Annotated in this window: 12 protein-coding genes; all 12 read left to right on the plus strand. The window is 43.8% G+C overall.

The genetic code is table 11. The annotated features are described in order from the left end of the window. The first annotated feature begins 8 nt into the window (after positions 1-8). The 12 genes from QL229_RS08030 to QL229_RS08085 all read left to right on the plus strand — a co-directional run bounded on the left by QL229_RS08030 (position 9) and on the right by QL229_RS08085 (position 13,310). Entirely contained in the window at positions 9-1,196 is a 1,188-nt protein-coding gene (locus QL229_RS08030; protein ID WP_063527829.1) for a homoserine O-acetyltransferase, read from the plus strand. Between the two features lie 4 nt (positions 1,197-1,200). Continuing rightward, entirely contained in the window at positions 1,201-1,962 is a 762-nt protein-coding gene (locus QL229_RS08035; protein WP_281546741.1) for a 3-hydroxybutyrate dehydrogenase, read from the plus strand. Positions 1,963-1,971: 9 nt separating this feature from the next. After that, positions 1,972-2,679 (plus strand): CoA transferase subunit A, encoded by a 708-nt coding sequence (locus tag QL229_RS08040; protein WP_063527828.1) that lies wholly within the window; start codon positions 1,972-1,974, stop codon positions 2,677-2,679. Between the two features lie 11 nt (positions 2,680-2,690). Then, positions 2,691-3,350 (plus strand): 3-oxoacid CoA-transferase subunit B, encoded by a 660-nt coding sequence (locus QL229_RS08045; RefSeq protein ID WP_281546742.1) that lies wholly within the window; start codon positions 2,691-2,693, stop codon positions 3,348-3,350. A gap of 228 nt (positions 3,351-3,578) precedes the next feature. After that, entirely contained in the window at positions 3,579-4,820 is a 1,242-nt protein-coding gene (locus QL229_RS08050; protein WP_281546743.1) for a porin, read from the plus strand. Positions 4,821-4,838: 18 nt separating this feature from the next. Further along, entirely contained in the window at positions 4,839-5,798 is a 960-nt protein-coding gene (locus QL229_RS08055; protein WP_281546764.1) for a tripartite tricarboxylate transporter substrate-binding protein, read from the plus strand. A gap of 9 nt (positions 5,799-5,807) precedes the next feature. Beyond that, on the plus strand, positions 5,808-6,272 hold the full coding sequence (locus QL229_RS08060; protein ID WP_063700962.1) for a tripartite tricarboxylate transporter TctB family protein: 465 nt from the start codon (positions 5,808-5,810) through the stop codon (positions 6,270-6,272). A 3-nt stretch (positions 6,273-6,275) separates the two neighbouring features. After that, the gene (locus QL229_RS08065) at positions 6,276-7,814 is read left to right on the plus strand and encodes a tripartite tricarboxylate transporter permease (RefSeq protein ID WP_138558111.1); all 1,539 of its coding nucleotides are present in this window, start codon (positions 6,276-6,278) and stop codon (positions 7,812-7,814) included. Between the two features lie 14 nt (positions 7,815-7,828). Then, positions 7,829-9,451, plus strand: coding sequence for a sensor histidine kinase (locus QL229_RS08070; RefSeq protein WP_281546744.1), 1,623 nt, complete (start codon positions 7,829-7,831; stop codon positions 9,449-9,451). A 36-nt stretch (positions 9,452-9,487) separates the two neighbouring features. Then, the gene (locus tag QL229_RS08075; protein WP_135922982.1) at positions 9,488-10,216 is read left to right on the plus strand and encodes a response regulator; all 729 of its coding nucleotides are present in this window, start codon (positions 9,488-9,490) and stop codon (positions 10,214-10,216) included. 209 nt (positions 10,217-10,425) lie between these two features. After that, complete coding sequence (gene fusA, locus QL229_RS08080) at positions 10,426-12,513, plus strand: elongation factor G (RefSeq protein ID WP_135922981.1); 2,088 nt, start codon at positions 10,426-10,428, stop codon at positions 12,511-12,513. Positions 12,514-12,911: 398 nt separating this feature from the next. After that, on the plus strand, positions 12,912-13,310 hold the full coding sequence (locus tag QL229_RS08085; RefSeq protein WP_135922980.1) for a hypothetical protein: 399 nt from the start codon (positions 12,912-12,914) through the stop codon (positions 13,308-13,310). Positions 13,311-13,345: the final 35 nt, after the last annotated feature.

Consider the following 13,345-nt stretch of genomic DNA (forward strand, 5'->3'; position numbering starts at 1 on the left):
GAACAGCAATGAAAACCAAATTAATAATTTTGCTATGGCTAGTTGTATTTAGTAGCACTGCGTTTGGCGCTGCCAACAAAGCCGACACCATGCTGGTGGAAAAACAGCATTTTACGACAAAAGATTTTACCACTGTGTCTGGTGTGACTTTAGAGCAAGTGGACATTGGTTGGGAAAGTTACGGAAAACTAAACGCCAATAAAGATAACGTGATTTTAATAACCCATTACTTCTCTGGTACTTCTCATGCCGCAGGTAAATATAAAGCGGATGATGCCTTACCGGGTTATTGGGATGCGATTATCGGCCCAGGTAAAGCTATCGATACCAATAAATATTATGTGATTAGCTCAGATACTTTAGTGAATGCCAACTGGCATGATGAAAATGTAATTACTACAGGCCCTGCGTCAACTAATCCAAAAACAGGCAAACCTTATGGTTTAGATTTTCCTGTGGTTACGATTACTGACTTTGTGAATGTGCAAAAGCGCTTACTCGACAGCCTAGGTATCACTAAATTACATGCTGTGATGGGCGCATCAATGGGATCGTTTCAAGCACTTGAGTGGGCAACACGTTACCCAGATAAAGTAGAGCGTTTAATTCATGTGATTGGCGCTGCAACTATGGATGCATGGACAGTCGCGGCCCTTGAAAAATGGGCGTTACCAATTCGTTTAGATAAAAATTGGCAGCAAGGTAATTACTACGGCAAAGAGCGCCCATTAGATGGCTTAGCGGCAACCATGCTTAATATTACGCAAGATGCGATGCATCCAATTATTTATAACGCGAGCTTCCCTGACTTTAATGTATTGGATGAAGGTGCATTAAAAGATATTCGTACCTTGCCTAAGTTAAACCAAGTACTCGCTCAGCGCGCAATGGCACGAGCTAAAACGCAAGATGCAAACCATGTACTTTATTTGGTCCGGGCATCACAATTATTTACCGCTGGTATGCAAAGCGATTTAACAACGGCACTTAAAAATGTCTCTGCCAAAACATTATTACTACCCGCAACGAACGACTTACTGCTTCGCCCTGAAAACATGCGCACCGTGTTTGACACCATGAAAGCGGCAGGTAAAGACGTTGAGATTTCAGAAATTGAAGGGGGTTGGGGACACCTTGATGGAATTTTCTCAATCGCCCCGAAAGCGCAGCTTATCAGTGAGTTTTTAGAGGAGTAGCCCGATGAGCAAAACAGTTTTAATTACCGGTGCAGCCAGTGGTATTGGTTTATATGTTGCACAGCAACTGGCGATGCAAGGTCACACTATTATTGTGACTGATTTAAATCAGCAAGCAGCACAACAAGCGGCAGCAGGCATTGTTGAACAAGGCGGCAGCGCTGAAGGGTATGCACTTAATGTGGCAGATAGTAATGCAATAGAGCAGTTTTTCATTGAGCTTAATCAGCCAATTGATGTACTTATTAATAATGCGGGTATTCAGCACGTTGCGAAGCTTGAAGATTTTCCGGCTGATAAATGGCAGTTCTTACAGCAAGTTATGCTGGTTGGCCCGGCGATGATGACCAAGGCAGTACTCCCTCGCATGCGTGAGCAAGATTTTGGTCGCATCATTAATATTGGTTCAATCCATGCGATGGTGGCGTCTAAATATAAGTCGGCTTATATCTCTGCAAAACATGGCTTAATCGGCTTTGCTAAAACCATGGCACTCGAAACTGGCGATGCCAATATCACGATTAATACCGTGTGCCCAGCCTATGTAAAAACGCCGCTTGTGGAGCAACAAATTGCCTCGCAAGCCAAAGAACATGGCATTTCTGAGCAACAAGTGATCGAAACAATTATGCTAGCACCGATGCCGAAAAAAGCATTTATCGGCTTAGATGAGATCCTGCATACCGTTAGCTTTTTAATGGCCGATGCAGCTCGCAATATTACCGCCCAAGCAATCGCCATTGATGGCGGTTGGACTGCACAATAGGAGGAGCCAATGGCAGGTTTTGATAAAGTAGTTACAAGTTATAGCGAAGCGATGGCTGGCCTTGAAGATGGCATGACAGTGATAGCCGGTGGTTTTGGTTTATGCGGCATTCCTGAAGGGCTGATTGCGCAAATCAAACGGCAAGGCACCCGAGATTTAACCGTGGTATCGAATAACTGTGGTGTTGATGGTTTTGGTTTAGGTGTGCTGCTTGAAGACAAGCAAATCAGCAAGATGGTTGCTTCTTACGTTGGTGAAAACGCGCTATTTGAGCAGCAACTATTAAATGGTGAACTTGAAGTTGAGCTCACTCCACAAGGCACCTTAGCTGAAAAAATGCGAGCTGGCGGTGCGGGCATTCCTGCATTTTATACCGCAACTGGCGTGGGTACCCCGGTGGCTGACGGTAAAGAAACCCGCAATATTAATGGTCGCGATTATTTATTAGAGCCAAGCATTACTGGCGACTTTGCGATAGTTAAAGCGTGGAAAGCAGATCGCTACGGTAACTGTATTTATCGTCATACGGCGATGAACTTTAATCCGATGGCAGCAACCGCAGGCAAAATTACGGTTCTTGAAGTTGAAGAAATTGTTGAGCCAGGGGAGCTAGAGCCAAGCCAAATTCACACGCCGGGTATCTATATTGACCGAGTGATTAAAGGTGAATTTGAAAAACGCATCGAGAAAGTTACCACTAAGCAAGAGAATCAATAAGGAGCACGCTGATGGCATTATCACGAGAACAAATCGCTAAACGCGTGGCGATGGAACTACAGGATGGTTACTACGTTAACTTAGGCATAGGTATTCCAACCTTGGTCGCTAATTATGTCCCTGATGGCATCGAAGTGATGCTGCAATCTGAAAATGGTTTACTCGGTATGGGGCCATACCCAAGTGTAGACCAAGTTGATGCCGATATGATCAATGCAGGTAAAGAAACGGTCACTGCAGCAAAAGGGGCGGCTATATTTAGCTCCGCAGAAAGCTTTGCCATGATCCGCGGCGGCCACGTTGATTTAACCGTGCTGGGTGCGTTTGAAGTGGACCAAAACGGCAACATTGCCAGTTGGATGATCCCGAAAAAGTTGGTTAAAGGGATGGGCGGTGCGATGGATTTAGTAGCCGGTGCTAAAAACATTATTTGTACTATGACCCATGCTAACAAGCATGGCGAATCAAAACTGCTGACCGAATGTAGTTTGCCGTTAACGGGCGTTGGTTGTATCAATAAAGTGATCACCGATTTGGCACTTTTAGAAATCAAAGACGGTGCATTTCATTTATTAGAGCGTGCGCCAGGTGTCTCGGTTGATGAGATTATTGCTAAGACACAGGGCAAACTTATTGTCTCTGGTGACATTCCTGAGATGACTTTTAGCTAGTTTTGCAACTTTTAAACAGCTAATTTGCCTAGATTTTATACTAACCCCCAGTAATGTGCTTTTTGTTCATGAGTTTTATGAACAAAAAGCCATTTATCACCATCAATGCAACTTACCCCCCTAAACATTTCGTTAATCTATCGTTAACACTATGCTCCAAACCAGATCGCCATTTGCAGTAGGCCGATCAATGACAACAAATAATTATAATCTGGTGTGGAGTAATTCATGAAAGCAAGTAACACACAGCTCGCTTTAGCCGTTGCAGCGGCGTTAGCAAGTACATCAGCATTCGCACAAAGCGACACTGAACAACTACAGCAACAACTCGATGCACTTCAAAAAGAAGTGGATTCATTAAAAACATCTAGCGGCTTCAACCTAGAATTTGGTGGTCGCGTGCAACTTGATTACAACTATTTCGACGGTGCTTACAATGCCGACAATGATGGCGCTGGAGGCAGCGACTTCTTCCCTCGCCGTATCCGTACTTATGTTGAAAGTGAACATGGCAACTGGGATCACAAATTACTACTCGAATTTTCTGAAGGCACGGCTGAAATCGTGTTAGCGCGGGTACGTTATGCATTCGACAACGGCTTAAAAGTAAAAGCCGGTAAGATCCGTGAAGACATGTCGCTCAATGCGCTAACCAGTTCTAAACACATTAATACTATTGAGCGTAGCACCCTTGCTAATACCTTCTCGCCTTTCTTCCGCTGGGGTATTTCAGCTTCTCAATACTTTAAAGACTCAGGCTTACGTTACGCGGTGGGTGTTTACAAAAACGATGCGTTTGGAGCTTCAGGCCATGACGAAAATGACAAACTGACATTGGCTGTAACAGGTCGCTTAACCTGGTCAAGTGCAGCGCCGGGTGATGTTATCCATTTAGGTGCTTGGCACTCTTATCGTGATATGGGCGGCAATGATTTAAGTGCTCGTTTTGCCCGTGGTGAAGTGCGTGAAACCAATGTTCGCTTAGTGGATTACGCAGTCGGTGGTGAAACGGCAGCGCTTGATAGCATGTCGCAAAGCGGTCTTGAATTTGCCTACCAAGCTAATGCATTCACTCTAGAGGCTGAATATGCTAGCCGTTACCTAGATACTGTTGATAGTAGCAATGAACTTGATGGTGAGCGATTTGATGGCTTTCATGTTTCGGCAAGTTACTTCTTAGGCGGTGAGCAGCGTCGTTATAAAGCAGGTTCAGCGTTATTTGTACAACCAAAAGGGATTAAAGACGCATGGGAACTTGTTGCCCGTGTGTCACAAATGAATGCCAGCAGCAAACAGCAAGGTACCGACGTTACCACTTATACATTAGGCACATCTTATTACCTAAGCAGCGATATCAAATTTATGGGCAACCTGATTTACAGCGATGTTGATGGTACCGGTGCTTCTACGCTGGTTGGTGATGAAGATTCAGGTATGGGCATCAGCGCTCGTATGCAGTACTTATTTTAGGAGTCGTGCATTATGACTATGTTTAAATCATTAAAAAGATCTGTTTTAGCAGCTTCATTATTAGTAGCCAGCCCACTGGCATTGGCAAACTTACACTTTTTGGTACCGGGTGGCCCAGGCGGCGGTTGGGATACCACAGCACGTGGTGTCGGCGAAGCAATGGTGAAAGCGGGCATTGAAGACAATGCATCGTTTCAGAATATGTCGGGCGGCGGCGGTGGTCGTGCAATTGCTTACTTGATTGAGTCGGGCACTAAAAAAGGCGATATGTTGATGGTTAACTCAACACCTATAGTTCTGCGCGCATTATCAGGCAAAATTCCTTACAGCTATCGCGATTTAACGCCAGTTGCCAGCATGATTGCTGATTATGGTGCATTTGTTGTGCGCAATGACTCGCCATTTAAAACATGGCAAGACGTTATTGATGCCATGAAAAAAGACCCAGGCTCTGTAAAAGTGGCGGGTGGCTCTGCGCGCGGCAGCATGGATCACTTAGTGGCAGCACAAGCGGTGAAAGCGGCGGGTATTGATGGCCGTCGATTACGTTACATTCCTTATGATGCCGGTGGTAAAGCGAAGGCAGGTTTATTGTCGGGCGAGGTCAACTTACTTTCAACAGGCTTAAGTGAAGCACTCGAAGTCGCAAATGGTGGTCAGGCACGTATTTTAGCGGTTACTTCTGCCGATAAATTGCCAGATTACCCAGCAATTCCAACCTTAAAGTCGCTAGGTTACGACATGGAATTCGTAAACTGGCGCGGCTTTTTTGCAACTCCAGATTTACCAGCAGACAAACTAGCCCAGTACACAGAAAAGCTACGAAAGCTGCAGCAAACCCCAGAGTGGGAAGCGGTTCGTGCCCGTAATGGTTGGCTAAATCTATTTCAAGAAAAAGAAGCGTTTATTAAATCGCTTGAGCAGCAAGAAGCGCAATTACGCGTTGTAATGAAAGAACTTGGTTTTATCCGAGGCTAAGGTTAGACGATGTTAAACCGTGAACTAATTGGACCAAGTTTATTCTTGGTCCTCTTTACCCTCTACGCCCTTGTGGCTTGGCAAATTCCACTTATGCCATTTGAAGAGTACGAAAGCGTTACTTCAGCAACCTTACCAAAAGTGTATGCGGTATTCGGTATTGTGGTGTGTGTACTCTCGATTGGTGCCAACTTATTAAAGCAAGCACCAGCAGAAAAAGCAGAGCTACTCAGTAAGGGCAACTTACTACGTACCTTTGCACTGTTGGTGTTGATGGTTGCTTATAGCGCCATGCTTGAACCGTTCGGCTTTTTAATTGCCACCAGTGCCTTTTTAATTGCTGGCTTTTTTATTATGGGTGAGCGCCGTAAGAAGGTGTTGTTGTTTGCCTCTGTACCTGTGGCCGTGGTTTTTTGGTTTTTAATGACACAAGTACTGGGCATTTACTTAGTACCTGGCAATCTGTGGAGTTAAGTTATGCTTGATGGAATTATGTTAGGTTTGTCGACCGTACTCGACTGGAACAACTTGTTATATGTGATTGTTGGCTGCTTTGTTGGCACGTTCATCGGTATGCTACCTGGGCTTGGGCCAATTACTGCGATTGCGTTGATGATCCCGATCACTTACAGCATCGGTGCTGATTCGGGCATGATTTTAATGGCGGGTGTTTACTACGGGGCTATATTCGGTGGCTCTACTTCTTCTATTTTGATTAATGCGCCGGGTGTGGCGGGGACAGTAGCGTCATCGTTTGATGGTTACCCGCTAGCAAAACAAGGTAAGGCAGGTAAAGCTCTGGCTATTGCAGCTTATTCATCCTTTATAGGCGGGACGATTGGCGCCATTTTACTGATGGTGGCGGCGCCATTATTAGCGAAAGTGTCATTAAGTTTCCAATCGCCTGATTATGTTGTACTGATGTTTTTAGGCTTAACGGCCATTGCTGCATTCTCTAATAAAGGGCAATTTTTAAAAGCCATGATGATGACGGTATTTGGTTTAATGCTGGCAACGGTTGGTATTGATCCCTCTTCAGGTACCGAGCGCTTTACCTTTGGCCAAGCTGATTTATTAGATGGGATTAGCTTTTTATTAGTGGCAATGGCAACGTTTGCGTTGGCTGAGGCACTGATTAATGTGGCGCGCCCTGAAGCTGAGCCAGATAAAAAAATTGATGATCCTGATACGCCAAAAATTGGTTCAACAAAACTGACTAAAGAAGAAGTAAAAGACATGGCTCCTGTGGTTGGTCGCTCATCTTTACTTGGTTTTATTGTCGGTGTGTTACCGGGCGCAGGGGCAACCATTGCCAGCTTCATGGCCTATGCTACTGAACGTAACCTTGCTCCAAAGGCACTGAAAGATAAATTTGGTAAGGGCTCAATGCGTGGCTTAGCGGCACCTGAGTCTGCTAATAATGCTGCCTGTACGGGCTCATTTGTACCATTACTGACTTTAGGTATTCCAGGCTCTGGTACGACTGCGATTATGCTAGGTGCATTAATTGCCTACGGTATTCAGCCGGGCCCTATGTTAATGCAAGAAAACCCAAGCGTGTTTTGGGCTGTCATTGTTAGTATGTACTTTGGCAATATTGTACTGCTGATTTTGAATCTGCCGTTGATCCCATATTTCGCTAAAGTGTTGGCAATGCCTAAATCTGTGCTGACAGTAATGATTTTATTCTTCAGCTTAATTGGTGTGTATTTAGTGTCATTTAACACCTTTGATTTATTTATGATGGTGGGCTTTGCGCTGGTGGCTTTGGTGCTTCGATTATTAGCTTTCCCGATGGCGCCTTTATTACTGGGCTTTATTCTCGGTGATATGATTGAGCGAAACTTCCGCCGTGCAATGATGATTTCAGATGGCTCGCTGAGCTTTTTATGGGACCGCCCATTAACACTGAGTATTTTTGTGATTTCGATCTTAGTGTTGTTGTTCCCACTGAAAGACTATATTGTCCAACGTCGTAAAGACAAAGCAGCTACGCAAGCAGAGCAACATGCGTAGAACAAGGCACTGATATGAGATACACCAATAAGCTAAACCCATTTCAGCATATGGTTAAAAAACCTAAGCGCTTAGAAACGCGACTCATCATTTGGGTTACCGGTCTATGTGTTTTGCAAGCTGTGTTGTTTGGCGCTTTGGTGTATCAGATCACTGCAGAAAGCTTGCATAGCCACATGGGTGATAAAGCACTTTCGCTCGCAACCAGCATTGCCTCACGAGATGACGTGCAAAATGCATTACAAACCAAGCAAGGGCTTGATGAGTTAAATACGCAAATAGAGCATATTCGTGAACTCACCGCAGCGAGCTTTATTGTTATCGGTGATAGGAATACCCGCCGTATTGTTCATCCCGACTCTGACAAGCTGGGTAAGCCTATGGTGGGTGGTGATAGTAAAGCGGCGCTACGTGGTGAGCGGTATGTCTCGATTGCAAAAGGGAGTTTGGGCGAATCTATCCGTGGCAAAGTACCCGTGCTTTCAGAGCAGGGCGAAGTTATCGGCTTGGTTTCGGTTGGCTTTTTAGTGCAATCAATTGAACCGCTTATTCGTGCTCGTAGTGCTGAAATCATGCTTTGGGGCTTGTTGTTAGTTGGTTTAAGTATTTTGGCTGCGGTGTATATCGGTCAACGGGTACGTAATGCTATTTTTGGTTTACAGCCTGACGAAATAGCACGGTTGTTCTCTGAGCAAGATGCTATTTTGAATACCGTTCGTAGTGGCATTATCGCCCTCGATCCTGAAGGTAACGTACGTAACTTAAACCAGCGCGCTTGCGAAATCCTCGGTAAACCGACCAGCTGTATCCATCAGCCACTTAAGCTTGAAGATTTGCTTCCTGAACATGCTGAATTTTTAATGCATAACCAACAGCGTCCGATTGTTGGTTTTGAATTATTTGCCGCCGATAAACGCATTGTGTTGTCGCGATATGCATTGCAAGTGCAAGGTGAGGCTGATGGTATTTTGCTGAGTATGCGCCCTGCGGATGAGCTTGAATATTTATCGCAGCAATTAACCAAAGTACAAGCTTTTGCTGAGTTATTACGAGTGCAAACTCATGATTACTCAAACAAGCTAAACTTAATTGGTGCGTTAATTCAAATGGGGCAAACAGAGCAGGCCATTGAGTTAATTGGTCAAGAAAGCAAAGGCTCGCAAGCGCAGATCCATCACTTACTCGAAAGGATCCAAGATCCAGTGCTAGCTGGTTTACTGGTCGGTAAATACCACAAAGCCCGTGAACTTAATGTAATCCTTGAGCTTAATCCAGACAGCTTACTAGGATCGATCACCCGTAAAGATATGCTAGAGCGGGTTGTCTCGATACTTGGCAATTTGATTGATAACGCAATTGAAGCTGCTATTAGAGCCAGTGATACACGTACCCCTAAGGTTCGTGTTACGGTTGACGAAACCAGTAAAACATTATTGTTTGATGTTGAAGACAGTGGCTTTGGTTTAGGCGATGACAAGGATGTAGTATTTACACCACAATACAGCTCTAAGTCAGGGGCTGAACATGGTATTGGCCTTTATTTGGTTAAAACCAACTTAGATTCGTGTCGTGGTAGTTTAGAAATAGGTGAGTCTGATCTCATGGGTGCACGTTTAAGTGTCTACATTCCAAAATAATAAAAACGATCAGCCTATAAATAAAAGGTAAAGAACATGACTTACTCGGTTGTCATTGTTGAAGACGAAGTAGAAGTTGCCCAGTTATTGGCGCAATACTTATTACTTCCTCATGGCGTTGCTGGCCAACAAGGGGCACGGCAAACACTGCGTCAGGGGCAATATCAGGTTGTGGGTATTGCAGGCAATCTTGCCACAGCGAAAGCACTGTTATCGGCAATTAATGCTGATTTAATTTTGCTAGATATTCATTTACCTGATGGCAATGGTCTTGATTTACTCAATGAACTACGCCGCGAAGAAATGAAAAGCGAAGTAATGCTGTTAACTGCAGCAAAAGAAGTAGAAACTCTTGAAAAGGCTATGCAGCTTGGTGCCTGTGATTTCTTGGTTAAACCATTAATGCTAAATCGCTTAGATCAAGCGCTGGCAAGATTTGAAGCGAGACAACAATGTTTGTTGGGTGCTGATGAAGTTACCCAGTCAATGGTTGATACTTTATTTGGATCGCAAGAACAATTAAAAGCGCCAGTTAGGTTACCAAAAGGGGTGGATCAGCTCACTTTGCAAAAGATCTTAAAGGCTTTTAAAGCGAATATTGGCACGGCTTTTACTGCTCAGCAAATGGGTGATTTAGTGGGGGTTAGTCGCTCAACAGCCCGACGTTATCTGGAATATCTGCTTGAGGCTGAGCAAGTCAGTGCTGATCAAAGCTACGGAAGTATTGGCCGACCCGAGCGCTGTTACAAAATGACAAACAGCTAATTGCATCATTTATCGGGTAAATTACCGTTCAATTAACGATTTTAGTCATATAAATTCATTAATCGGCACGATAAAAAGTGCCGCTTATCCTGAGCATAGAAAAATTTTATAAAATTGATTGCATTTTAAGCGACTTCGATGGTGATGTTCGCTTTAAGTAATGCTATACTCCCGCCGAATAATTTTTCGACTTTATTAAGAGTAAAATAATGGCAGATTTATCGAAGTACAGAAATATTGGTATTTTCGCCCACGTTGACGCGGGTAAAACTACCACCACTGAGCGTATCCTTAAGCTTACGGGTAAAATTCATAAGACTGGTGAGGTACACGACGGTGAGTCTACGACTGACTTCATGGAACAAGAAGCTGAGCGCGGTATTACAATCCAATCAGCAGCTGTAACTTGTGAGTGGAAAGGCCACCGCTTAAACGTTATCGATACTCCGGGACACGTTGACTTCACAGTAGAAGTATACCGTTCACTTAAAGTATTAGACGGTGGTATCGGTGTATTCTGTGGTTCTGGTGGTGTTGAGCCACAGTCAGAAACTAACTGGCGTTATGCGAACGAATCAGAAGTTGCACGTGTAATCTTCGTAAACAAACTAGACCGTATGGGTGCTGACTTCTACCGTGTAGTTGGTCAAGTTGAAAAAGTACTTGGTGCTAACCCACTAGTTATGACTTTACCAATTGGTATCGAAGACCAATTCTGTGGTGTTGTAGACGTACTTGAGAAAAAAGCATACGTTTGGGACGAGACAGGTCTTCCTGAAAACTACGAAGTACAAGACGTTCCAGCTGACATGGTAGACAAAGTTGAAGAGTACCATGAGATGTTAGTTGAGTCTGCTGTTGAGCAAGACGACGACCTAATGGAAGCGTACATGGAAGGTGAAATGCCTTCACTAGAGCAAATCAAAGCGTGTATCCGTAAAGGTACTCGTGACCTTGCTTTCTTCCCAACTTTCTGTGGTTCTGCATTCAAAAACAAAGGTATGCAATTAGTACTAGACGCGGTTGTAGATTACCTACCTGCGCCTACAGAAGTTGATCCACAGCCTCTAACTGATCCTGAAACAGGTGAGCCTACTGGTGAAGTTGCAACTGTTGATGCAGATGCGCCACTTAAAGCGTTAGCGTTCAAGATCATGGACGACCGTTTCGGTGCACTTACGTTCATCCGTATCTACGCTGGTCGTATGAAAAAAGGTGATACAGTACTTAACTCTGCAACTGGTAAAACAGAGCGTATCGGCCGTATGGTTGAGATGCAAGCTGACGAGCGTACTGAGCTTACTGAAGCACAAGCGGGTGACATCATCGCTGTTGTTGGTATGAAGAACGTTCAAACTGGTCACACTCTATGTGATCCTAAGCACGAATGTACTCTTGAAGCGATGATCTTCCCTGATCCAGTTATCTCAATCGCTGTTGCTCCTAAAGACAAAGGCGGTAACGAGAAGATGGGTATCGCGATCGGTAAGATGGTTGCAGAAGATCCTTCATTCCAAGTTGAAACTGACGAAGATTCAGGCGAAACCATCCTTAAAGGTATGGGTGAGCTTCACTTAGATATCAAAGTAGATATCCTTAAGCGTACTTACGGCGTAGACCTAATCGTTGGTCAACCTCAGGTTGCTTACCGTGAAACTATCACGAAAGAAATCGAAGATAGCTACACGCACAAGAAACAATCTGGTGGTTCTGGTCAATTCGGTAAGATCGATTACCGCATCAAGCCAGGTGAGCCTAACTCAGGTTTCACATTCACGTCTTCAGTTGTTGGTGGTAACGTTCCTAAGGAATTCTGGCCTGCAGTTGAGAAAGGCTTCGCATCAATGATGCAAGAAGGTGTTCTAGCTGGCTTCCCAGTGTTAGACGTTGAAGTTGAACTTTTCGACGGTGCTTTCCACGCAGTTGACTCATCAGCAATCGCGTTCGAAATCGCTGCTAAAGGCGCTTTCCGTCAGTCTATCCCTAAAGCGGGCGCACAACTTCTTGAGCCAATCATGAAAGTTGACGTGTTCACTCCAGAAGACAACGTGGGTGACGTAATCGGTGACCTTAACCGTCGTCGTGGTATGATCAAAGACCAAGAAGCAGGCGCAATGGGCGTTCGCATCAAGGGTGAAGTACCACTTTCAGAAATGTTCGGTTACATCGGTCACTTACGTACTATCACGTCTGGTCGTGGTCAGTTCTCTATGGAGTTCTCACACTACGCACCATGTCCACAGAACGTAGCTGAAACTGTAATCGCTGCAGAAAAAGAGAAAAAAGCTGCTAAGTAATTAGCCTTTTAACTTCTTTAAAAAAACCCGCACTTGTTGCGGGTTTTTTATTTCCTCAAAATCGATCACTTAATTAAGTGTACTGGTATTAACCTTTTATTCAGTCCTTCTTGATTATTGTATCCACCGCAACTCATCCTTTAGTTATTATTTTTGTTTTTCGTTGATTCTAAAGTGTGGGTTGGTGTTTTTTAATATTATTTTCATACAAAATTAATGTTGAGATAAAAGACAGTACTTTTAGGGAGTTGCACTCTAAAAGTAGAAAGACGCAGGCTAAGTCGTTTTTATTCGCTTGTGTACCTATTTTGACCTGTGTAGAATTGCAAAATCAACCTGTTTTTTAGTTATTTTGTATTAATTTTCACCTTTTAACTATCAATTAAAGATTTATACTCATGAAAACGATTAAGTTAGGTCCGAATTGGATTTTACAAGGAAGCACGATCGCACTGGCTATACTTATTGCATTGATAAGCAGTTTTTTTGATGCTTCGTTATTAATTTTTATATTACCTGTGTTGCTTTTTTTTCCGGTATTGAGCTTGTTAGGGATGCGTTTTTTGTATTGTTACAATGCGGGAATATGCTATTCATTGGGCATAGGCAAGCGTTATATCAATGCTGAAGACATCAAGGGTGTAGAGTTTAAATCAACGACCTTTATGACAATATTTAAGGTTTTTCTTGAGAATGGTAAAACATATAGCTTTTTTAATTGGCAAATCGATGAGCAGCAACAGAGCGCAATAACAGCTCTCTACCAACCAGATGAGCAACGTAAAGAAGCAATTTAAGCATCCTGTTACTCCATTAAAAAATTAAAAAGGCC

The sequence above is a fragment of the Pseudoalteromonas sp. PAR1 genome, from assembly GCF_947311895.1.
GTDB classification, from domain to species: domain Bacteria; phylum Pseudomonadota; class Gammaproteobacteria; order Enterobacterales; family Alteromonadaceae; genus Pseudoalteromonas; species Pseudoalteromonas lipolytica_C.

Coding starts and splice junctions, on each gene's coding strand:
- QL229_RS08030 (WP_063527829.1), top strand. CDS start 9: ATGAAAACCAAATTAATAATTTTGCTATGGCTAGTTGTATTTAGTAGC.
- QL229_RS08035 (WP_281546741.1), top strand. CDS start 1,201: ATGAGCAAAACAGTTTTAATTACCGGTGCAGCCAGTGGTATTGGTTTA.
- QL229_RS08040 (WP_063527828.1), top strand. CDS start 1,972: ATGGCAGGTTTTGATAAAGTAGTTACAAGTTATAGCGAAGCGATGGCT.
- QL229_RS08045 (WP_281546742.1), top strand. CDS start 2,691: ATGGCATTATCACGAGAACAAATCGCTAAACGCGTGGCGATGGAACTA.
- QL229_RS08050 (WP_281546743.1), top strand. CDS start 3,579: ATGAAAGCAAGTAACACACAGCTCGCTTTAGCCGTTGCAGCGGCGTTA.
- QL229_RS08055 (WP_281546764.1), top strand. CDS start 4,839: ATGTTTAAATCATTAAAAAGATCTGTTTTAGCAGCTTCATTATTAGTA.
- QL229_RS08060 (WP_063700962.1), top strand. CDS start 5,808: ATGTTAAACCGTGAACTAATTGGACCAAGTTTATTCTTGGTCCTCTTT.
- QL229_RS08065 (WP_138558111.1), top strand. CDS start 6,276: ATGCTTGATGGAATTATGTTAGGTTTGTCGACCGTACTCGACTGGAAC.
- QL229_RS08070 (WP_281546744.1), top strand. CDS start 7,829: ATGAGATACACCAATAAGCTAAACCCATTTCAGCATATGGTTAAAAAA.
- QL229_RS08075 (WP_135922982.1), top strand. CDS start 9,488: ATGACTTACTCGGTTGTCATTGTTGAAGACGAAGTAGAAGTTGCCCAG.
- fusA (WP_135922981.1), top strand. CDS start 10,426: ATGGCAGATTTATCGAAGTACAGAAATATTGGTATTTTCGCCCACGTT.
- QL229_RS08085 (WP_135922980.1), top strand. CDS start 12,912: ATGAAAACGATTAAGTTAGGTCCGAATTGGATTTTACAAGGAAGCACG.